Below are 21,943 nucleotides of genomic sequence, written 5' to 3' on the forward strand. Positions count from 1 at the left end.
TCACCGGACTATAATTTTTTAATTGAATACAAACTACAAACGCATATTTCAAAGGAATGGCTATGCGGTATCTGATAACCCTGATCAGTACGATGTTGAAAATCACATGGCAGCCCGATTGGATGCAGGATCAGTTGCCCGATGAACGTCACTTTTATCGTCGAACCTTGACTGGCTCTTATCGAGCCAAGAAAAAAATTGTGAAAAACATTTGGATCGCAGCCGGACTCTTAATGCTGATTAATCCGGTGGTCCACATTGTGATATTAATCGCTCTACCCGCTACGCTCCTGAGTTTTGTCATTCTGGATGAGACTCCCTAAACATCAGGCATGAAAAAGGGCTGCCGAAGCAACCCTTGTCCGAAAACACTTACTCAGAGATCAGAGACTTCCGAAATCTTCCTCAGCCATATCCAACAGATTCTCTGTGCCCGAGAGCATCGCAGACTTGTGAGCCAGCGTTCTTGGCAGGATACGTTCGTAGTAGAAACGTGCAGTTTGGATCTTGGCTTTGTAGAAGCCTTCTTCAGTGGTACCTTCAGCCAGTTTTTCCTTGGCCAGACGAGCCATGTCAGCCCACATATAAGCCAGAGTCACATAACCGGAGTACATCAGGAAGTCGACGGAAGCCGCACCCACCTCATCAGGATTTTCCATCGCTTTCAGACCCAGCTGCATGGTCAGATCGCCCCACTCCTTGTTCAAAGCAGCCAGGGGCTCGACAAAGGCTTTCAGGTCTTCGTTCTCAGCGTGAGCCTTACAGAACTTGTGAATTTCCTTGGTGAATGGCTTCATGGTTTCGCCACCGCTCTGGAAGATTTTTCTTCCCAGCAGGTCCAGAGCCTGGATACCGGTAGTTCCTTCGTACAGCATGGAGATACGGCAGTCACGAACATTCTGCTCCATCCCCCATTCACTGATATAACCATGACCACCGTAGCACTGCAGAGCGTGGTTCGCAGACTCAAAACCGGTTTCGGTCAGGAAAGCCTTTACGATAGGTGTCAGGAAGCCCAGCTCTTTATCCGCCTGCTCACGTACTGTTTCATCAGGGCTGTGTAGCAGATCTGCTTTCTTGGCTGTGTAATACAGCAGGGCACGGTTACCTTCAGTTAAGGATTTGATGGTCAGCAGCATCCTGCGCACATCAGGGTGCACGATGATCGGATCTGCAGGGCTGTCAGGGTTCTTGGCACCACTCAGGGAACGCATTTGAAGACGTTCGCGGGCGTAGCGCAGGGCACCCTGGAATGCGATTTCACCGTGGGACAGGCCCTGAATACCGGTACCCAAACGGGCAGTATTCATGAAAGTGAACATGCAGTGCAGACCACGATTCTCCGGACCAATCAGGAAGCCGGTCGCTTCATCAAAGTTCATTACGCAGGTAGCGTTACCGTGAATTCCCATCTTATGCTCGATGGAACCACAACTAACACCATTCCTTTCACCGTGTTTCCCGGGGAGGTGCTTGGGAACGATGAACAGGGAAATACCTTTGGTACCTTTTGGAGCATCCGGCAGACGAGCCAGAACAATATGAACAATATTATCTGCCATATCGTGTTCACCGGCAGAAATAAAGATCTTGGTACCTGAAATTTTGTAGGTACCATCACCGGCAGGCTCGGCTTTGGTACGCAGCATACCCAGATCAGAACCACAGTGAGGCTCGGTCAGACACATGGTGCCAGTCCACTCACCGGATACCAACTTGGTCAGATAAGCTTGCTTCTGTTCTTCAGTACCATGGGCTTCCAGGGTATTCATGGCACCGTGACTGAGTCCGGGATACATGCCCCAGGACCAGTTGGCTTCCCCCATCAGTTCACTGAGAACCAGACCCAGAGAGTAAGGCAGACCCTGACCACCGTATTCCGGATCACTGGACAGCGAAGGCCAGCCGCCTTCGACGTATTGCAGATAGGCGTCTTTAAAACCATCAGGCGTTTTGACACCGTCTTCCGACCAGGTGCAGCCTTGCTCATCGCCTACCTGATTCAGGGGAGCCAGAACTTGTTCACAGAACTTGGCACCTTCTTCAAGGATGGCGTCCACCATATCAGGGCTGGCTTCTTCACCGCCGGGGATGTTTGCATAATGTGCCTGATATCCCAGGAGCTCGTCACGAACGAACCGGATATCGCGCAGGGGGGCCTTATAGTCTGGCATAACGGTACCTCTGGGTTGTCTTATATTTATTCATGAAACGGATTGCTAAAGTATAGCAACAGTTTCAAACAGTTGTTTGAAAGTTACGTTCGCTTACAGTAAATGTCAACTATTGTTCTTGTTCCAGTCCTATTTGTCTGATGGATTTCTATGGCCGTGACGCAGAGCCTGTGGTCGTTCAAGCCCTGACCGGGGCCGGGGCACCGTAGGGAGTACAGGCATTCTCTATCTGGATCTGGCTTGCAGCGATCTTGGCTTCGACATTGAGACTATCAGGGCGATCTACAAGAAACGGTGGAAAATCGGGGTCCTGGCAGGGCTGCGAGCTTCTCTGGGGCAGCTGAGAGAGCGGTTAACAGGATAACTTGAGTTACTTTCCTGATCTATCCTTCCTGCCTTAACACCAAAATGCAAGGATAGAATGATTAAACACTCACTCTTGTCAGCATCACTGTTGCTCATGACATTGTCCGTCGTCTGTCAGGCTCAACCGTCGACAAAACGTTTTGTCGTCGAGCTTGAACAGAAGTCAAGTTCTCCAAACCATTACGTTTCTGTAACACCTGACCAGCACACGCTGTCGGACACCTTGTCAGACATTGCCCACACAAAAGGCCATGCAGGATCGGATTTACTGTCTGGAGAGATACAAAGCAGACTAAACGATTGCAAGCTAAAAACGACCATCATTGAATCAATTTCCTGGCAATGGCTTTACGCCTCTCATCTGCTGGTGGGTCACAAACTGATACTGACCACCAAAAATACCCCAATCTGCCCCACCTCTTATTCATGGCTACCTATAGAAGTGGTTGTCGCTGTCGGTTGGCTTTTAAAAAGCTATTGGAATATATACTCACCGTCGTTTAACTCGATAAAACAAAAAGAGCCGTGTCAGGATCACCCATTTGCGGCCATCATTACGGTGCCTGTCTCTGGAAATGCCCAGCAACAACACACACCATCAGAGTCATCGGGGCAGCAAGCCCAGGGTGCCACCGCCTGTCCTGTAGGCTCTTTCAGAAACTCCTTTTTTTCTGACTCTGCCGATGGTGACGGAGGCTCACAGCAACATCTGCACACTTTGGGTTTGGATTGTTTCGTCTTTCCCTGTCATGGCGTTTGTCAATTCCGACCGTCATCCGATAGCAGTGGGCCCTCTCAGTGGCCGATGAATTCCTCAGAAAATTCGACAGGCCACACAGCGGCATCGCCCGAACAAAGCTCATGCCGAGATTCGGATAATGGACACTGCCCAGAGTGCGCAGGTCATGTGACTAACACGGATGTACTCCTCATGGGTGGCATTGCTCGCCCCACTGTCCCCATGGACACTGACATACCGCCGGAGTCCGATCCCTGTCCTATTTGTCTGGATCACTTTCATGGCCGTGATGAAGCGCTTGTGATCGTCAAAAGCCAATGTTGTCGCCACCGCTTCGATCTGAAGTGTATTTCGAGGTGTTTTGTTGATCAGTCCATCGGCTCTCGCCAGTGTGTAATGTGCCGGCAAGACCCGATGCCTATGGTGAATGAGAACACCGGAGAATCTCATCCGGATACATTTTTCCCCGACCAGACGTTTTATCTTGCCTGTTTGCGGGGGAATTTGGATCAGGTGGAGAAGTCACTGGCAGAGGGAGTCAATGTCAATGCCGTTATTTATGATGATTTCACTGCTTTGATATTCGCATCTGGTAATGGGCACAAGGACATCGTCGAACGCCTGATCGACGCCGGGGCGGATGTCAACGCCCGGAGTACGGATGGTTTCTCCTCGCTGTTCGCCGCAGCCGTGAAGGGCAATACCGACTGCGTAAAAGTCCTGATCAAGGCCGGGGCAAGGTAGGAGACAGAGGGAAAAAAACGCATACTGGGTCGTGAAGCTGCTTCAGCAATCGCTTCAGCATCGTTGTAGTCGTTCTTGTCAGTTTTGACATAAGGCTTAACAAACTGAGGTGGGGTCAGTTTGACAGCATGCCCATATGTCTTAAAAACGCCGCACTTTCCCGGGAACATTTTATTTTCTGCCATGTCTAACCTGCGTCTACTGAATTATCCAGCTTTTGAGGAAAAAAAATGAAAAAGACATTGAAACCATCCGGCATAAGAAACTATCTGGTCGGTTCGCTGTTCTGTTTTGTTTCAAGCGCTATTGCCAGTTCTGAACCGGGTATTGACGCTGTGCTTGCGGAATTGAACTCAAGGCCAGAGCCTGTTAACTATCAAAAAGACAGGCGCATGGTTGGCGGGCGCGGCCCCATTTACTCCATGGATCAGTACCCTGGTTATATTCTGAAAATCGACCGGGGAGATTCAGGTCAAGCACTCCTTGCCCAGTCATTATTTGAGGCTTTTGGCCTGGAACACCTGTTTGTTCCAAAAATGCTCCCAGTGGTCGTAGGTGGTGAGGCGATGTTGCTGACAGAGCGGGTCAATATACCAACAGACAGGTTTGCACACTATATGGAGTACAGCCTGAATCGCGAAGGTTATCGTGGTGCTATTAGAGATCTGACGGCGCTGGCGTGCCTGAGGGGGATTCCTGACTTTACCATTAATGAAAATGCAACGATAACAGGAGAGCGTATTCGTTACGATAATATTCCTCCCTTTCAAACAGTGGATAACAATGGCAATACTCAATAGAAGGTCGGTATGATTGACCTTGATCATTACTCTGACATGGTACCCGTCCGCCCTGCATTAGAGATTGTTCGCAATGTCGTGGAAGCTTTTCCCTGGGCTTTGGACGATGTTCTGGACGTCGCTTCCTATCATCGAAGCTGCTTTCTGACAGATGATAATACCCGATGGTTGCGTGATTTCGCTTATCAGCAGTCAGTCAGAAGGTACACAATGTACGAAGGATATCATGACTATCTGTTAGCCAAAGACATTAATCCGATGTCAGCTTCTGTTCACCCGCATACGCTCTATCAGACACCCAAGGAGTTCAAACTGACATTGAGGCACCACCATGATCCAGTGGTTCTTAATCTGGCAGAGGTTATTTACAATACAGCGAAAGAGAAAATGCAGGTTAAGGAAAAACAGAATGTTAAAGGCTATGCTGCTCGTATCAGCTACGTCGATAGTTATTACCCTGATTACCTGACATCTATTATACAACAGTATGTAGATACCTATATGGATATTCAACAGGCTGTTGAACAAGGTAATGCGTTATTATTGAAAGCAGTTGCTTTATTAGAAGAAAACAAACTGATTTACGGAGCAGCTGTTGATCCGGATCGAATGGATATGTTTATTTATTTTTGAGTGCAAACTCTCGGCAACCGGCGAGTAGCCGTATCCGATAAGGCCTTTAACAAGGAATAAAAGGACACCCTTATATTTGCCAAACAAACCAGCTTGTCTACTTTTTTCCTGTCGCTGATTTTTAGTTCCGGCAGGAGAGGTTGTGCCCCGTGCGCGAAGTTCTCTGATCGATCCGGGTTCTACGCCTTATTATCACTGTATAGCTTGATGTGTGCGCAGAACGTATTTGTGTGGAGAGGATCATTTAACAGGCAAAAACTACGAGCATCGTCGTCAGTGGGTCGTAGACAAGCTCAGGGAACTGGTTTCAATCTTTTCTATAGAAGTCTGCACCTACGCTGTCATGTCGAATCACTATCAAGTGGTTTTGCATATTAATCACTCAAGTTACGCACCATTCTGAAATCAGCCGTTATTGGTGACATGAAAAAGTTAGTCAATAGGTGATACGTACCAGGCGCAAGAAAATACGACAGTTAAGATATATGGCTGCAAAGTTTGCAGTGGCTGAATAATCACCCATTTCAAAAACTCAGAAGATTTAAACACCTTAAAGCCGTGTTTTCCGGATAAGATGACGCCTTTCTTTTATTCCCTGCCTTGCCTCTGTTACCTACCTTGCCCTGGCCTTGATCAGGGCTTCAAGGCAGTCGATATTGCCGGTCACAGCAGCGATAAAAAACGGGCTGGTGTCATCCGACAAGACGGCATTAAGATCTGCTTTGGCTTCGAGCAGAACTTTCACGATGTCGGTATAGCCCTTCTGGGCTGCGAGACAGAGCGAGGTGACGCCATTCGTAGTCCGGGCGTTGAGATCTGCCCCGGCTTCGATCAGGGCTTTTACGATGCCGATGTTATTATGCAGGGCAGCGCTTAGCAAAGGGGTGGCGCCACCAGGCAAGGCGGCATCGAGATCCGCATTGGCTTCGATCAGGAGTTTCACGATGTCGGTATAGCCCTTCTGGGCTGCGATATGCAGCGGGGTGGCGCCATTATTAGCTCGAGCGTTGAAATCCGCTCCGGCTTCGATCAGGGTTTTCACGATGTCGGTATGGCCCTTCTGTGCAGCGATGAACAGCGAGGTGGCGCCATGCGAAGTCCGGGCGTTGAGATCCGCATTGGCTACGATCAGGAGTTTCACGCAGTCGTGGTTATTTTGTTGGGCAGCGACGAACAACGGGGTATTACCATCCTCAGCCGGGGCGTTGAGATCTGCCTTGGCGTCGATCAGGAGTTTCACGCAATCGGTATTGCCTAATTCGCTGGCGATCAGTAGCGGGGTGGCGCCACCCTTTGTTCGGGCGTTGATATCCGCCCTGGCTTCGAGCAGGATTTTCACACAGTCGCTGTTATTTTCCTGGGCAGCCATGAACAGCGCGGTGACGCCTTTCTTTGTACGGGCGTTGAGGTTTGCACCGGCGTTAATGAGGCGTTCGACGATGTCCTTGTGCCCATTAACAGATGCCAACATCAGGGCAGTGAAATCATCACTCAAAACGGCATTGACATTGACTCCCTCTGTCAGTGACTTCTCCACATGATCCAACCCCCCCCTCAAAACAGGCACGATAAAACGCCCGATCGGGGAAAAATGTATCCGGGTGAGATTCACCGGTGTATTCATTCACCATAGGCATCGGGTCTTGCCGGCACATTGCACATCGGCGAGAGCCGATGGGCTGTTCAAAAAAACACCCCGAAATACAGTCCAGATCGAAGCGCTTGCCACAACATTGGCTTTTGACGACCACAAGCGCTTCATCACGCTCATGGAAGTGAACCAGACAAATAGGACAGGGATCAGGCTCCGGCGGTACGTCAGTGTCGATGGCAGCTGTGGGGTGAGCAATTCCATCCATGAGTAATACATCTGTATTATTCACATGACCTGTGCACTCTGGGCCGTGTCCGTTGTCCAAATGTGGACATGAGCTTTGTTCGGGCGTTGCCTCTGTGTGGCCCGTCGAATTTTCTGCGGAATTCATCGGACATTCAGCGGGCTCACTGCTATCGGATGATGATCGGAATTGGCAAACGCCATGACAGGGAGAGACGAAACAATTTAAATCAAAAGAATGCAGAGATTGTTGAGGGCCTCCGTTACCATCGGCAGAGTCAGAATAAAGGAAGCTATCGAAAGAGCCTGTAGAGCGGGCGGTGGATTCCTGAGCATGCTGCCCCGATGACTCTGATGGCGGGCATTGTTGCTGGTTATTTCCAGAGCCGGGCATCGTAATGATGGCCGCCAGCGGGTGATCGTGACACGGCTCTTTTTGTGCTATCGAGCTAAACGACGGTGAGCACATACCCCAATAGCTCTTTAAAAGCCAACCGACAGCAAAAACCACCTCTAAAGGTAACCATGAATAAGAGGTGAAGCTGAGTGGGGTATTTTTGCTGGTAAGGATCAGTTGGTAACTCACCAGCAGATGATTGGCGTAAAGCCATGGCCACGAAATTGATTCAATGATAGTCGTTTGTAGCTCGCCACCGTCTAGTCTGCCTTGTTTCTCATCAGGCGGTAAATCTGATCCTGCATGGCCTTTTGCATAGGCAATGTCTGGCAAGGTGCCCGATAGTGTGTGTTGGTCAGGTTTTATGGAAAAGTTCTGATTTGGAAAATCTGCTTTCTGTTCAAGCTCAACACCAAAACGTCTTGTCAACGGTTGAGCCTGACAGACGACGGACAATGTCATTAGTAAGAGTGATGCTATAAAGAGTGAGTGCTTAATCATTCTACCCTTGCATTCTGGTGTACAGAGAGGAAGGATAGATCAAGAAAATAACTCAAGTTACGTAGCTCTGCAGGAGACAATTTCGTAACGAATCTTGATATAAAAGGGAGAGTGGTTACTTGCCAGCAGGTATAGCTGCAAGCTTATTAACTCAAGCTGAATGATTCCCGTCTTTGAGGATGTCGCAAAAGTAGCGAGCAAAGCTGAGACAAGGCAAGAGCTCCATGCCACTCCGGGCGAAGAAGCGCTTGAGACGTTTACGCCTGGTCACGGAAGCGTGCCCCACAGTTCGGGCAACATGGGACAGATTGACTGATCCCATCTGGATGAGGCCAAAAATAACCAGCACAATAAGGTCAATACGGGATTGAGCCAGCCAGAAGAGGTTTTAAAAGGCTTTGCCAGTGAATGGGTGTGTTGCACGAAAGGTGACTGCTGGTGGTAATGGGCTTGCAGAATACCTGCTATCCGCCACCTATTCACCCTTTCATATCAAGCTTTGTCTCGAAATTGTCCCCTACAGAGCTGCGTAACTTGCGTTATTTTCTTGATCTATCCTTCCTCTCTGTTCACCAGAAAGCAAGGATAGAATGATTAAACACTTACTCTTTACAGCACCATTGTTACTCATGACATTGTCCGTCGTTTGTCAGGCTCAACCGCTGGCAAGACGTTTTGTTGTCGAGCTTGAACAGAAAGCAGGTTCTCAAAACCAGAACTTTTCTATAACACCTGACCAGCATCCACTGCCGGGCAAACTGTCAGACATTACCCACACAAAAGGCTACGCAGGATCAGATTTACACCCTGATGAGAAACAAGGCAGATTAATCGGTTGCGAGCTAAAAACGACCCTCATTGAATCAATTTCGTGGCCATGGCTTCACGCCAATTATCTGCTGATGGGTTACGAGCTTATCCTGACCAGCAAAAATACCCCACTCAGCTCCACCTTATACTCATGGCTACCTGTAGAAGTGGTTGTCGCTGTCGGTTGGCTTTTAGAGAGTTATTGGAATATTAACTCACCGTCGTTTAACCCGATAGCACAAAAAGAGCTGTGTCAGGATCACCCGCTGGCGGCCATCATTACAATGCCCGGCTCTGGAAATAAGCAGCAACAACGCCCTCCATCAGAGTCATCGGGGCAGCACGCTCAGAAAGCCACTGCCCGCCCGGCAGGCTCTTTCGATAGCTTCCTTTATTCTGACTCTGCTGATGGTAACGGAGGCCCTCAACAATCTCTGCATTCTTTTGATTTAAATTGTTTCGTCTCTCCCTGTCATGGCGTTTGCCAATTCCGATCATCATCCGATAGCAGTGAGCCCGCTGAATGTCCGATGAATTCCACAGAAAATTCGACAGGCCACACAGAGGCAACGTCCGAACAAAACTCATGCCCACATTTGGACAACGGACACTGCCCAGAGTGCATAAGTCATGTGACTGACACAGATGTACTACCCATGGATGGCATTGCTTACCCCGCTGTCCCCATGGACACTGACGCACCACTGGAGTCCGATCCCTGTCCTATTTGTCTGATTCACTTCCATGGTCGTGATGTAGCGCCTGTGGTCGTCAGAACCCAATGTTGTGGCCACCGCTTCGATCTGGACTGTATTTCGAGGTGTTTTGTTGATCAGCCCATCGGCTCTCGCCGGTGTGCAATGTGTCGGCAAAATCCGATGCCTATGGTGAATGAGAACACCGGTGAATCTCACCCGGATACATTTTTCCCCGATCATGCGTTTTATCGTGCCTGTTTTGAGGGGGATTTGGTTCAAGTGGAGAAGTCACTGGCAGAGGGAGTCAATGTCAATGCTGTTATGGACGATGATCTCACTGCCTTGATATTGGCAACCGCTCTGGGGAACAAGGACATCGTCGAGCGCCTGATCAACGCCGGAGCAGATCTCAACGTCCGTATTGAGGATGGAGTAACCTCGCTGTTCATCGCTGCCCTGATGGGTAATACCGACATCGTGAAACTCCTGATCGAAGCCAAAGCGGATCTCAATACCCGGACTAAGGATGGCGCCACCCCCCTGTTCATAGCTGCTCAGGAAAATAACACCGACTGTGTGAAACTCCTGATCGAAGCCCGGGCGGATCTCAACGCCCAGCCTGATAATAGCGCCACCCCGCTGTTCATCGCTGCCCAGAATGGCCATACCGACATCGTGAAACTCCTGGTCGAGGCCAAAGCAGATCTCAACACCCAGACTAACAGAGGTGCCACCCCGCTGTTCATCGCTGCCCAAGAAAATAACACCGACTGCGTGAAAGTTCTGCTCGAAGCTAAGGCTAATCTCAACGCCGCCTTGTCTAATGGCACAACCCCTCTGCTAATCGCTGCCCAGAAGGGCAATACCGACATCGTGAAACTCCTGATCGAAGCCAAAGCGAATCTCAACGCCCGGACCAAGAATGGCACCACCCCGCTGTCCATCGTTGCCCAGAATGGCCATACTGACATCGTGAAACTCCTGATCGAAGCCAAGGCCGATCTCAACGCCGCCCGGTCGGATGGTGCCACCCCACTGTTCATTGCAGCCCGGGATGGCAATACCGACTGCGTGAAAGCCCTGATCGAAGCCGGGGCAGACCTTAACGCCGCCTTGCCGGATGGCTCCACCCCACTGTTCATCGCAGCCGAGCTGGGCAATACCGACTGCGTGAAAATCCTGATCAACGCCGGGGCAAACCTCAACGCCGCCTTGCCGGATGGCTCCACCCCACTGTCCATAGCGACCGAGGTAGGCAATACCGACTGCGTGAAAGCCCTGACCGAGGTCGGGGCAAGGTAGCAAGGAAGGAAACAAAAGAGAGGCGTTATCTTATCCGGAAAAAACGGCTTCCAGGTGTTAAGGCGATCTTCAGGAAACGCTGAAAAGTCGAGGCCCTGGCAGGGCTGAAAGCTTCTCTGGAGCAGTTGAAAACTGTTAACTGCGTAACTTGCGTTATTTTCTTGATCTATCCTTCCTCTCTGTTCACCAGAATGCAAGGATAGAATGATTAAACACTTACTCTTTGCAACACCGTTGTTACTGATGACATTGTCCGTCGTCTGTCAGGCTCAAACGTTGACAAGACGTTTTGTTGTCGAGCTTGAACAGAAAACAGGTTCTCCCAACCAGAACGTTTCTATAACACCTGAACAGCACACATTGTCGGGTACTTTCTCAGACATTTCCCACACAAACGGTGATGCAAGATCAGATTTACCGTCTAATGAGAAACAAGACAGACTAAACGGTTGCAAGCTAAAAACGACCACCATTGAATCAATTTCGTGGCAATGGCTCTGCGCCACTTGTCTGCTGGTAGGTTACGAACTGATCCTGACCACCAAAAATACCCCAATGAGCTCCGCCTCTTATTCATGGTTGCCTGTAGAATTCGTTGTCACTGCTGGTTGGCTTTTAAAAAATTATTGGAATACCTACTCATCGTCGTTTAATGCGATAAAACAAAAAGAGCTGTGTCAAGTTCACCCATTGGCGGCCATCATTACGATGCCTGGCTCCGGAAATGCCCGGCAACAACACTCGCCGCCAGAGTCATCGGGACAGCGAGCTCAGGAAGTCACGGCCCGCCCTGCAGGCTCTTTCAACAGCTTCCTTTATTCTGACTCTGCCGATGGCAACGGAGACTCACAGCAACATCTGCATACTTTGGGCTTAGATTGTTTCGTCTTTCCCTGTCATGGCCTTTGTCAATTCCGGCCGTCATCCGAGAGCAGTGGGCCCACTGAGTGGTCGATAAATTCAGCAGAACATTCGACAGGCCACACAAGAACAGCGCCAGAACAAAGCTCATGCCCGCATTTAGACAATGAACATTGCCCAGGGTGCGCAAGTCATGTGACTGATACGGGTGTACTACTCATGGATGACATTGCTTGCCTCGCTAACCCCATGGATACTGACGTACCATTGGAGTCCGATCCCTGTCCTATTTGCCTGCTTCACTTCCATGGTCGTGATGCAATACCTGTGGTCCTCAAAACCCAATGTTGTGGCCACCGCTTCGATCTGGACTGTATTTCGAGGTGTTTTGTTGATCAGCCCATCGGCTCTCGGCGGTGTGCAATGTGCCGGCAAAATCCGATGCCTATGGTGAATGAGAACACCGGTCAATCTCACCCGGATACATTTTTCCCCGATCATGCGTTTTATCGTGCCTGTTTTGAGGGGGATTTGGATCAGGTGGAGAAGTCACTGGCAGAAGGAGTCAATGTCAATGCCGTTATGGATGATGGTTTTAATATCTTGATGGCGGCATCCATTAACGGTCACAAGGGCGTTGTCGAACGCCTGATCAACGCCGGAGCAAATATCAACGCCGCCTGTTCGAGTGGTGCCACCGCATTGCTCATGGCTGCCCAGGAAAATAACACCGACTGCGTAAAAATCCTGATCGAGGCCGGGGCGGATCCCAATGCCCGAAATTCGGATGGCGCCACCGCGCTGTCCATCGCAGCCGAGATGGGCAATACCGACTGCGTGAAAGTCCTGATCGAAGCCAGGGCCGATCCAAACACTCCCTTGTCGGATGGCGCCACCCCGCTGTTCATCGCTGCTGCGAAAGGCAATACTGACTGCGTGAAAACCCTGATCGAAGCCAAAGCGGATCCCAACGCCCGGACTAATGATGACGTCACCCCGCTGTTCATCGCCGCCCGGGAAAATAAAATCGACTGCGTGAAACTCCTGATCGAAGCCGGGGCGGATATCAACGCCACTCTGCCCAATGGTGCCACCGCGCTTTTCGTTGCTGCCCGGAATGGCAATATCAGCATCATGAAGCTCCTGATCGAAGCCAAGGCAGATATCAACGTCCGAACTCAGAGTGGCAGAACTTCTCTCTTCATGGCTGTCCTGGAAAATAACACCGACTGTTTGAAAATCCTGATTGAGGCCGGGGCAGATGTAAACGCCGCCTTGGCGAATGGCACCACCACGCTCTTGATCTCAGCTGAGATGGGCAATACCGACTGCGTGAAAGTCTTGATTGAAGCCAATGCGGATCTCAACGCCCGGAATTCGAATGGCGTCAGCTCGCTCTATATCGCGGTCCAGAAGGGCCATACCGAAATCGTGAAGGCCCTGATCAAAGCCAAGGCGGATCTCAACGCCGCTTTGCCGAATGGCGTCACCCCACTATTAACCGCTGCCTGGGAAAATAACACCGACTGCCTGCAAGCCCTGATCGAAGCCAAAGCAGATCTCAACGCCATCTTGCCGAATGGCGCCACCGCGCTGCTCGTCGCTGCTGCAAAAGGCAATACCAACTGCGTGAAAGTCCTGATCAACGCCGGGGCTGATCTCAACGCCGCCTTGTCGGATGGCACCACCCCGCTGTTCATCGCTGCTCAAGAAAATAACACCGACTGCGTGAAAGTCCTGATCAACGCCGGGGCTCATCTTAACGCCGCCTTGACGAATGGCGCCACCCCGCTGTTCGTTGCTGCCGAAATGGGCAATAACTTCATCGTGAAACTCCTGATCAGAGCCAAGGCTGATCTCAACGCTGCCTTGTCGGATGGCACCACCCCGCTGTTCATCGCTGCCCAGGAAAATAACACCGAATGCCTTAAAATCCTGATCAACGCCGGGGCGGATCTCAACCCATGGACTGAGGATGGCGCCACCCCGCTGCTCATTGCAGCTCAGATGGGCAATACCGACTGCGTGCAAACTCTGACCGAGGCCGGTGCACAGTAGGGGACAATTTCGAGACAAAGCTTGATATGAAAGGATGAACAGGTGGCCGATAGCAGGTATTTTGCAAGCCTATTACCTCAGGCAGTCACCTTTCGTGCAACACACCCATTCACTGGCAAAGCTTCTTAAAACCTCTCTTGGCTGGCATCAATCCCGTATTGACCTTATTGCGCTGGTTATTTTTGGCCTCATCCAGATGGGTTCAGTCAACCTCTCCCGTATTGCCCGAACTATGGGGCACGGTACCGAGATCGACTCCAGGCGTAAACGTCTCAAGTGCTTGCTTGCAGTCATACCTGCTGGCGAGTACCCACTCTCCCTTTTATATCAAGATTCGTTACGAAATTGTCCCCTACAGAGCTGTACAAGATTGCTGACTATTATGTTATGAACTTTATGCATGGTATTGACTCTGAATAGTTTAAATAAAGAAAAAGGAGTTTCACCATGACTTTGCCGGTCAGCAATATTTCAAATAAAGGATTGCTCTCAACAATAGATGTAGCCACAAAACAGGATACTTGCGATTCACATAAAGCCGGAGCAACGTATTATAACAGGTCCGTAGAAAGTGTAGAGCCATCAGCATCTATAAAAATTGATAGATCCAATAAAAGACACGCTATTTTTAATGGACTGTTTCAGAGTCGTATGGAGGACAGAGAGGTGGTATTAAAGTATATTCCTTTCGAAGTAGACGACACCACTTTTGATCTCATCAATGGCAATGAAAGAGATAATGAGCTAGCGAAAAAATTGCCAGATATGAGTGACAACAGGCCAAAAACCTCTTTCTCTTTTAACATTACAACACAAGATGGCAATCACGAATATAGGCCTTCACATTTATGGCAAGAACGATTTTTAAGATGTGTCAATAAAGGATTGCAAGCTCTTTTCGATGACTGCCCTCCAGACACAGTAGTTCCTAACTTAGAAAATATGACTGTTGGTAATCTTTATAACAGTGAAAAAGCACCAACAACTTGCCTTCAATTTGTTAACTTTATGGAATTTAATTCAAATTCATTTCAAGATCGTTACCACACAGAACTTACAATCTTAAAAAATCCAGATATAAAGAATCAATTCACCCCTATTGCAATTTTAAACAAAGACGTTATGGTTCATATCTTTATTCATATTGGAGATAATGTTTGCATAAGTAAAGTGGGAAGCAGCCATATTTTTTTCCATACTGCTGAAGACATATTAAGTCATTATCAGGCATCTTTTGAAACGCCTTTGACTTTGGCGATTGCAAGTATTACGCCTTTACAGTAGTTGTGTAGCAGCGTATGTGCGGGACAAAACCTTTAGCAGTTGCTGAACATTATTTGAGCATCCAAACACCCACTGTTACGCTTGCTAACTATTATGTTGTGAACTTTACCCATGGTATTGGCTCTTAATAATAGTTAAATAAATGAAAAAGGAGTTTCACCATGTCGACACCGGTCAACAATAGTTCAAATACAGGATTGCCCTTAACAACAGATATAGCCACAGTACAAAACACGTGCGATTTACAAACACCTGGAGCAACGTGTTATAACAGGTCTGTGGAATGTGTAGAACCATCAGTATCTATAAAACTGGATAGTTCCCAAAAAAGAGATATTACTTACACTGGGCTTCATGAGAGTGGCCTGAAAAAGAGAATGGTACTAAAGTATATTCCTTTTGAAATAGACGACACTGCTTTTAATTGTATCAATGGCAATGAAAGAGATGATGAACTGGCCAAAAAAATGATAGACATTAGTGACGACTGGCCAAAAAGCTCTTTCTCTTTTAATATCAAAACACAAGATGGAAGTCACGACTATAAGCCTCCACATTTATGGCAAGAACGACTCTTAAGGTGTATAAACGTAGGATTACAAAGTTTATTCGATGATTGTCCTCCAGAGAGAATTCCGGTATTAAGGAATAAAACTGTGGGTGAGATTTATCAAGGTAGAAAAGTCAGACCAACTTGCTTTCAATTTGTGAGCTTTATGGAATTTAATTCAAATTCATTTCGTGATGCTTTAACTATTGAACTGACAAACTTAGAACACTCAGACAAAAAAAACCAATTCACTCCTCTTGCCATTTTGAAAGACAACATCATCATTCATGTATTTATTCATATTGGAGATAATATTTGCATAGGTAAAATGGAAGATAGGAATATTTTTTTCCATACTACTGAAGACATACTGAGTCATTATCAGGTGCTTTTTGAAAATCCTTTGAGTTTAGCGATTGCAAACATTAAGCCTTTGCAGTAGCTTTATAGCACATAACATCACACTCACCGTTAAAGTAGAGCGCTGCGAACAGGCCCGGTTACTTAAGATACAGCCTTGCAAATCAGGTAGACGTATTGTTTTTCCACCTGTTCATAGGACAGCAACTCATGATCCGGAAACTTACAGTACCTGGGAATATCTCGCTGGCTAGAAGGATCAGTTGCTATCACCCTCACCATTTCTCCGGGCTTCATGTCCCTCACTTTGTTATGCAGCTTCATGACCGGTTCCGGACAAAGCAGACCTGAAGTATCCAGCTCCATGAATAATTTCCCTGATCTATCCTTTCTATCTTTACACCAGAATGCAAGGGTAGAATGATTAAGCACTCACTCTATGCAGCACCACTGCTACTCATAACATTGTCCGTCCTCTGTCAGGCTCAACCGTTGACAAGACGTTCTGTTGTCGCAGTTGAACAGAAAACAGGCTCTCAAAACCTGAACTTTTCTATAAAACCTGACCAACATACACTGTCGGGCACATTCTCAGACATTGCCCACACAAAAGGCTATGCAGAATCAGATTTACCGCCTGATGAGAAACAAGGCAGACTAAACGACTGCGAGCTAAAAACAATCGTCATTGAATCCATTTTGTGGCCATGGCTTTACGCCAATTATAAAAATACCCCACTCAGCTCCACCTCTTATTCGTGGCTACTTGCTGAAGTAGTTGTCGCTGTCGGTTGGCTTTTAAAAAGCTATTGGAATATTAAATTACCGTCGTTTAACCCGATAACACAAAAAGAGCTGTGTCAGGTTCACCCGTTGGCGGCCATCATTACGATGCCCGGCTCTGGCAATGATCAGCAACAACACCCGCCATCAGAGTCATCCGGGGAGCAGGCTCAGCAGGCCACCGTCGGCCCTGCAGGCTCTTTCAACAGCTTCCTTTATTCTGATTCTGACTCTGCCGATGGTAGTGGAGGCTCACAGCAACATCAGCATAGTTTGGGTTTAAACTGTTTCGTCTCTCCCTGTCATGGCGTTTGTCAATTCCGACCATCATCTGATAGCGGTGGACCCGCTGAATGGCCGGTGAATTCCGCAGAACATTCGACAGGCCAAGCAGGAGGAACGCCAGAACAAAGCTCATGCACACATTTGGACAATGGACACTCTTCAGAGTGCACAGGTCATGTGAATAGCACGGATGTACTACTTATGGATGGCATGGCTCACCCCACTGTCCCCACGGGCACTGACATACCGCTGGAGTCCGATGTCTGTCCTATTTGCCTGGTTCACTTCCATGGCCGTGGTGAAGCGCTTGTGGTTGTCAAAAGTCAATGTTGTGGCCACCACTTCGACCTGGACTGTGTTTCGAAGTGTTTTGTTGAACAGCCCATCGGTTCTCGCCAATGTGCAATGTGCCGACAGAACCCAATGCCAATGTTGAGTGAGAACACCGGTGAATCTCATCCGGATCAATTTTTCCCCGATCAGGCGTTTTATAATGCCTGTTTTGATGAGGATTTGGATCAGGTACAGAAGTCACTGGCAGAAGGAGTCAATGTCAATGCTGTTATGAATAATGACGGACTCAATGCCTTGATGTTGGCATGCATTTGGGGACACAAGGACGTCGTCGAACACCTGATCAATGCCGGGGCGGATCTGAACGCCCAAACTGAGATTGGCTCCACCTCGCTGCATTTCGCAGCCCGGAAGGGCCATTCCGACATTGTGAAACGCCTGATCGAAGCCGGGGCGGATATCAATCTCACCTTGTCGGATGGCTCTACCCCGCTCTCCATCGCAGCTGAGATGGGCCATACTGACTGCGTGAAAACCCTGATCGAAGGCAAGGCTAATCTCAACACCCGAACTAAGGGTGGCTACACACCGCTGTTCATCGCTGGACAAGAAAATAACACCGACTGCGTAAAAATCCTGATCGAAGCCAAGGCGGATCTCAACACTCGGAGTAATGATGGCGCGACCGCACTGTTCATCGCTGCCCAACAAAATAACACCGACTGCCTGAAAATCCTGATCGAAGCCGGGGCGGATATCAACGCCGCCTTGCCAAATGGCGTCACCCCGCTGTCCGTCGCCGCTGCAAAAGGCAATACAGACTCTGTGGAAGTCCTGATCAACACCGGGGCTGATCTCAACGCCCAAACTGAGAGTGGCAACACCGCGCTGCATATCGCAGCCCGGGATGGCCATGCCGACATTGTGAAACGCCTGATCAAAGCCGGGGCGGATGTCAACGCCCGAGACAGGGATGGCATCACCCCGCTGCTCAGGGCTGTCATGAAGGGCAATACCGAATGCGTTGAAGTCCTGATCTACGCCGGGGCGGATCTCGAGATTGCCATGTCTGATGGCACTACTTCACTGGAAATAGCAGCCCTGATTGGCAATACCAACTGCTTGCAACTCCTGACCGATGCCGGGGCGAATGTCAACGCCCGGGCCAGGGATGGCACCACCCCGCTGTTCAAGGCCGTCATGAAGGGCAATACCGAATGCGTTAAAGTCCTGATCGACGCCGGGGCGGATCTCGAGGCTGCCATGTCTGATGGCACTACTCCACTGGACATCGCAGCCCTGATGGGCAATATCAACTCCATGCAACTCCTGATCGATGCCGGGGCGGATGTCAACGCCCGGGCTAAGGATGGTAGCACCCCGCTGTTCGTGGCTGTCATGAAGGGCAATACCGAACGCATGAAAGCCCTGATCAACGCCGGGGCGGATGTCAACGCCGCCATGCCAAATGGTACCACCCCGCTGTTGGTCGCCACTGCGAATGGCGATACCGACTCTGTGGAAGTCCTGATCGACGCCGGGGCAAAGTAGGAAACAGAGGCAAGGCAGCAAACAAAAGAAAGGCGTTATCTTATCCAGAAAACACGGCTTTCAGGTGTTCCCATCTTCTGAGTTTTTGAAATGAGTGATTATTTAGTCACAGCAAACTTTATAGCCATAGAGAAAGTGAAGTTGGATCGCTTTCAGCTCAGCACTACAACCTATACGACAGGGCTTTCTCTCGGACAGTTGATAGATCTGTTAACTGCGTAACTTGAGTAATTTCCTTGATCTATCCTTCCTCTCTGTAATTCAGAATGGAAGGGTAGAATGATTAAACACCCTCTCTTTTCAGCCTCACTGCTACTAATGACATTGTCCGCCCTCTGTCAGGCTCAACCATTGACAAGACGTTCTGTTGTCGCGGTTGAACAGAAAACAGGCTCTCAAAACCTGAACTTTTCTATAAAACCTGACCAACATACACTGTCGGGTATCTTTTCAGACATTACCCTCACAAAAGGCTATGCAGGATCAGATTTACCTTCTGATGAGAAACAACGCAGACTAAACGGTTGCGAGCCAAAAACGACCATCATTGAATCAATTCCGTGGCCAAGGCTTTACGGCACTCACCTGCTAGTCGGTTACGAACTGATCCTGACCATCAAAAATACCCCACTCAGCTCCACCTCTTATTCATGGCTACCTCTGGAAGTGTTTGTCGCTGCCGGGTGGCTTTTAAAAAGTTATTGGGATATCGACTCACCGTCGTTTAGCCCGATAAAACAAAAAGAGCTACGTCAGGATCACCCGTTGGCAGCCATCATTTCGGTGCCCGGCTCTGGAAATAATCAGCAACAACACCCGCCATCAGAGTCATCGGGGCAGCAGGCTCAGGAAGCCACCGTCGGCCCTGCAGGCTCTTTCAACAGCTTCCTTTATTCTGACTCTGCCGATGGTAGCGGAGGCTCACAGCAACATCAGCATACTTTGGGTTTAGATTGTTTCGTCTCTCCCTGTAATGGCGTGTGTCAACTCCGGCCATCATCCGGTAGCAGTGGACCCGCTGAATGGCCGGTGAATTCCGCAGAACATTCGACAGGCCAAACAGGAGGAACGCCAGAACAAAGCTCATGCCCACATTTGGACAATGGACACTGTACAGAATGCGCAGGTCATGTAACTAACACGGATGTACTACTCATGGATGGTAGTGCTTGCCCCGCTGTTCCCATGGACACTGATGGACCGCCGGAGTCCGATCCCTGTCCTATTTGTCTGGTTCACTTCCACGGTCGTGATGCAGTGCCTGTGGTCCTAAAAACCCAATGTTGTGGCCACCACTTCGATCTGGACTGTATTTCGAAGTGTTTTTTAAGACAGCCCATCGGCTCTCGCCGTTGTGTAGTGTGTCGCCAAGACCCAATGCCTATGGTGAATGTGAACACCGATGAGTCTCACCCGGATAAGTTTTTCCCCGATCGGGCGTTTTATCGTGCTTGTCTTGAGGGGGATTTGGATCAGGTGGAGATGTCACTGGCAGAAGGAGTCAATGTCAATGCCGTTATGACTGATGATTTAACGGCCTTGATGCTGGTATGCATTATGGGGCACAAGGACGTCGTCAAATGCCTGATCGAAGCCGAGGCGGATCTCAACGCCCGGTGCGATGATGGCGCCACCCCGCTGTTCTTAGCGGCCCGGGAACATAACACCGGCTGTGTGAAACTCCTGATCAACGCCGGGGCAGATATCAACGCCCGGACTCAGTACGGCATCACTCCGCTGGCCATCGCAGCCGGGAGGGGCCATACCGACATCGTGAAACTCCTGATCAAAGCCAGGGCGGATCTTGACGCCCGGACTACGGATGGAGCCACCCCGCTGTTCATCGCTGCACAAGAAAATAACACCGACTGCATGAAAGTCCTGATCGACAACGGGGCGGATCTCAACGCTCGGACTCAGGATGGCGCCACCCCGCTGTTCATCGCAATCCGAGAGGGCAATACCGGCTGCGTGAAAGTTCTGGTCGATAACGGGGCGGATCTCAACGCCCGGACTAATGAAGGTGCCACCGCACTTTACATGGCTGCCCAGGAAAATAACACCGACTGCGTGAAACTCCTGATTGAAGCCAAGGCCGATCTCGACGCTGCCACGCCGAATGGCGCCACCTCGCTGTACATCGCCGCCCAGGAAAATAACACCGACTGCGTGAAACTCCTGATCGAAGCCAAGGCCGATCTCAACGCTGCCACACCGGATGGCGCCACCTCGCTGTGCATCGCCGCCCAGGAAAATAACACCGACAGCGTGAAACTCCTTATCGAAGCCAAGGCCGATCTCAACGCCCAGACCAAGAATGGTGCCACCCCGCTGTTCATTGCTGCCCGAAAGGGTCATTCCAACATCGTGAGACTCCTGATCGAAGCCAAGGCCGATCTCAACGCCCGAACTCAGAATGGCGACACCTCTCTCTCGGTCGCAACTGAAATGGGTAATACCGACTGCGTGAAAATCCTGATTGAAGCCAATGCGGATCTCAACGTCGTCTTGCCGGGCACCACCCTAGTATTAATCGCTGTCTGGGATGATAACACCGACTGCCTGCAAGCCCTGATCGAAGCCGAAGCAGATCCCAACGCCGCCTTGCCCAATGGCGTCACCGCGCTGTTCATCGCTGCTGCAAGAGGCAATACTGACGGCGTGAAACTCCTGATCAACGCCGGGGCTGATCTCAACGCTGCCTTGTCGGATGGCACCACCCCGCTCGCCGTCGCAGCTGAGATGGGCAATATCGACTGCGTGAAAATCCTGATCGAGGCCGGGGCAAGGTAGGGAACAGAGGCAAGAAAGAAAACAAAAGAGAGGCGTTATTTTATCCAGAAAACACGGCTTTCAGGTGTTAAGTCTATCTTCAAGAAACGGTGGAAAGTCGAGATTCTGGCCGGACTGAAAGCT

General features: G+C 49.5%; 15 protein-coding genes and 1 pseudogene. 11 read left to right on the forward strand and 5 right to left on the reverse strand.

Annotated features, from left to right (window positions below):
* Window positions 1-62: 62 nt before the first annotated feature.
* Window positions 63-323, forward strand: a complete 261-nt coding sequence (locus KBW69_RS18455) for a hypothetical protein (RefSeq protein WP_257281806.1) — start codon at window positions 63-65, stop codon at window positions 321-323.
* 60 nt (window positions 324-383) lie between these two features.
* Here the strand turns inward: KBW69_RS18455 and KBW69_RS18460 are convergent, their stop codons facing one another.
* Window positions 384-2,174 carry an acyl-CoA dehydrogenase C-terminal domain-containing protein gene (locus KBW69_RS18460; protein ID WP_257281807.1) on the reverse strand — a complete coding sequence of 597 codons (1,791 nt, stop codon included), beginning with the start codon at window positions 2,172-2,174 and terminating at the stop codon, window positions 384-386.
* Window positions 2,175-2,595: 421 nt separating this feature from the next.
* Here KBW69_RS18460 and KBW69_RS18465 point away from each other — a divergent pair, with 421 nt between their 5' ends.
* On the forward strand, window positions 2,596-4,023 hold the full coding sequence (locus KBW69_RS18465) for an ankyrin repeat domain-containing protein (RefSeq protein WP_257281808.1): 1,428 nt from the start codon (window positions 2,596-2,598) through the stop codon (window positions 4,021-4,023).
* A gap of 8 nt (window positions 4,024-4,031) precedes the next feature.
* On the opposite strand, the pseudogene KBW69_RS18470 reads toward KBW69_RS18465, so the two are convergent.
* Window positions 4,032-4,160 (reverse strand): annotated as a pseudogene (locus KBW69_RS18470) (IS110 family transposase); the annotation flags it as partial.
* Window positions 4,161-4,253: 93 nt separating this feature from the next.
* Here KBW69_RS18470 and KBW69_RS18475 point away from each other — a divergent pair.
* From KBW69_RS18475 to KBW69_RS18485, 3 genes are all read left to right on the forward strand, one after another.
* Window positions 4,254-4,823 carry a hypothetical protein gene (locus KBW69_RS18475; RefSeq protein ID WP_257281809.1) on the forward strand — a complete coding sequence of 190 codons (570 nt, stop codon included), beginning with the start codon at window positions 4,254-4,256 and terminating at the stop codon, window positions 4,821-4,823.
* Between the two features lie 9 nt (window positions 4,824-4,832).
* Entirely contained in the window at window positions 4,833-5,456 is a 624-nt protein-coding gene (locus KBW69_RS18480; RefSeq protein ID WP_257281810.1) for a hypothetical protein, read from the forward strand.
* A 211-nt stretch (window positions 5,457-5,667) separates the two neighbouring features.
* A complete protein-coding gene (locus tag KBW69_RS18485; RefSeq protein WP_257281811.1) occupies window positions 5,668-5,859 on the forward strand; it encodes a hypothetical protein in 192 nt (63 codons plus the stop codon).
* Window positions 5,860-6,069: 210 nt separating this feature from the next.
* Here the strand turns inward: KBW69_RS18485 and KBW69_RS18490 are convergent, their stop codons facing one another.
* Both KBW69_RS18490 and KBW69_RS18495 read right to left on the reverse strand, forming a co-directional pair.
* Complete coding sequence (locus tag KBW69_RS18490; RefSeq protein ID WP_257281824.1) at window positions 6,070-6,993, reverse strand: ankyrin repeat domain-containing protein; 924 nt, start codon at window positions 6,991-6,993, stop codon at window positions 6,070-6,072.
* Window positions 6,944-8,191 carry a hypothetical protein gene (locus KBW69_RS18495; RefSeq protein WP_257281812.1) on the reverse strand — a complete coding sequence of 416 codons (1,248 nt, stop codon included), beginning with the start codon at window positions 8,189-8,191 and terminating at the stop codon, window positions 6,944-6,946. Before KBW69_RS18495 ends, KBW69_RS18490 begins: the two co-directional genes overlap by 50 nt.
* A 590-nt stretch (window positions 8,192-8,781) precedes the next feature.
* On the opposite strand from KBW69_RS18495, the gene KBW69_RS18500 reads away from it, so the two are divergent.
* The 4 genes from KBW69_RS18500 (at window position 8,782) to KBW69_RS18515 (ending at window position 16,196) form a co-directional block, all read left to right on the forward strand.
* Window positions 8,782-11,001, forward strand: coding sequence for an ankyrin repeat domain-containing protein (locus tag KBW69_RS18500; RefSeq protein WP_257281813.1), 2,220 nt, complete (start codon window positions 8,782-8,784; stop codon window positions 10,999-11,001).
* Window positions 11,002-11,205: 204 nt separating this feature from the next.
* On the forward strand, window positions 11,206-13,920 hold the full coding sequence (locus KBW69_RS18505) for an ankyrin repeat domain-containing protein (RefSeq protein WP_257281814.1): 2,715 nt from the start codon (window positions 11,206-11,208) through the stop codon (window positions 13,918-13,920).
* Between the two features lie 447 nt (window positions 13,921-14,367).
* Entirely contained in the window at window positions 14,368-15,204 is an 837-nt protein-coding gene (locus KBW69_RS18510; RefSeq protein ID WP_257281815.1) for a hypothetical protein, read from the forward strand.
* 161 nt (window positions 15,205-15,365) lie between these two features.
* Window positions 15,366-16,196: a hypothetical protein gene (locus KBW69_RS18515; RefSeq protein ID WP_257281816.1), complete on the forward strand. Its 831-nt coding sequence runs from the start codon at window positions 15,366-15,368 to the stop codon at window positions 16,194-16,196.
* A gap of 62 nt (window positions 16,197-16,258) precedes the next feature.
* Here the strand turns inward: KBW69_RS18515 and tusA are convergent, their stop codons facing one another.
* On the reverse strand, window positions 16,259-16,480 hold the full coding sequence (gene tusA / locus KBW69_RS18520; RefSeq protein ID WP_257281817.1) for a sulfurtransferase TusA: 222 nt from the start codon (window positions 16,478-16,480) through the stop codon (window positions 16,259-16,261).
* A 54-nt stretch (window positions 16,481-16,534) separates the two neighbouring features.
* On the opposite strand from tusA, the gene KBW69_RS18525 reads away from it, so the two are divergent.
* Both KBW69_RS18525 and KBW69_RS18530 read left to right on the forward strand, forming a co-directional pair.
* The gene (locus KBW69_RS18525; protein ID WP_257281818.1) at window positions 16,535-19,027 is read left to right on the forward strand and encodes an ankyrin repeat domain-containing protein; all 2,493 of its coding nucleotides are present in this window, start codon (window positions 16,535-16,537) and stop codon (window positions 19,025-19,027) included.
* Between the two features lie 279 nt (window positions 19,028-19,306).
* Window positions 19,307-21,820 carry an ankyrin repeat domain-containing protein gene (locus tag KBW69_RS18530; RefSeq protein ID WP_257281819.1) on the forward strand — a complete coding sequence of 838 codons (2,514 nt, stop codon included), beginning with the start codon at window positions 19,307-19,309 and terminating at the stop codon, window positions 21,818-21,820.
* Window positions 21,821-21,943: the final 123 nt, after the last annotated feature.

This window comes from Endozoicomonas sp. ISHI1 (genome assembly GCF_024606225.1).
Taxonomy (GTDB): Bacteria; Pseudomonadota; Gammaproteobacteria; order Pseudomonadales; family Endozoicomonadaceae; genus Endozoicomonas_A.

Coding starts and splice junctions, on each gene's coding strand:
- KBW69_RS18530 (WP_257281819.1), top strand. CDS start 19,307: ATGATTAAACACCCTCTCTTTTCAGCCTCACTGCTACTAATGACATTG.
- KBW69_RS18495 (WP_257281812.1), bottom strand. CDS start 8,191: ATGATTAAGCACTCACTCTTTATAGCATCACTCTTACTAATGACATTG.
- KBW69_RS18505 (WP_257281814.1), top strand. CDS start 11,206: ATGATTAAACACTTACTCTTTGCAACACCGTTGTTACTGATGACATTG.
- tusA (WP_257281817.1), bottom strand. CDS start 16,480: ATGGAGCTGGATACTTCAGGTCTGCTTTGTCCGGAACCGGTCATGAAG.
- KBW69_RS18455 (WP_257281806.1), top strand. CDS start 63: ATGCGGTATCTGATAACCCTGATCAGTACGATGTTGAAAATCACATGG.
- KBW69_RS18500 (WP_257281813.1), top strand. CDS start 8,782: ATGATTAAACACTTACTCTTTACAGCACCATTGTTACTCATGACATTG.
- KBW69_RS18475 (WP_257281809.1), top strand. CDS start 4,254: ATGAAAAAGACATTGAAACCATCCGGCATAAGAAACTATCTGGTCGGT.
- KBW69_RS18465 (WP_257281808.1), top strand. CDS start 2,596: ATGATTAAACACTCACTCTTGTCAGCATCACTGTTGCTCATGACATTG.
- KBW69_RS18480 (WP_257281810.1), top strand. CDS start 4,833: ATGATTGACCTTGATCATTACTCTGACATGGTACCCGTCCGCCCTGCA.
- KBW69_RS18515 (WP_257281816.1), top strand. CDS start 15,366: ATGTCGACACCGGTCAACAATAGTTCAAATACAGGATTGCCCTTAACA.
- KBW69_RS18510 (WP_257281815.1), top strand. CDS start 14,368: ATGACTTTGCCGGTCAGCAATATTTCAAATAAAGGATTGCTCTCAACA.
- KBW69_RS18525 (WP_257281818.1), top strand. CDS start 16,535: ATGATTAAGCACTCACTCTATGCAGCACCACTGCTACTCATAACATTG.
- KBW69_RS18460 (WP_257281807.1), bottom strand. CDS start 2,174: ATGCCAGACTATAAGGCCCCCCTGCGCGATATCCGGTTCGTTCGTGAC.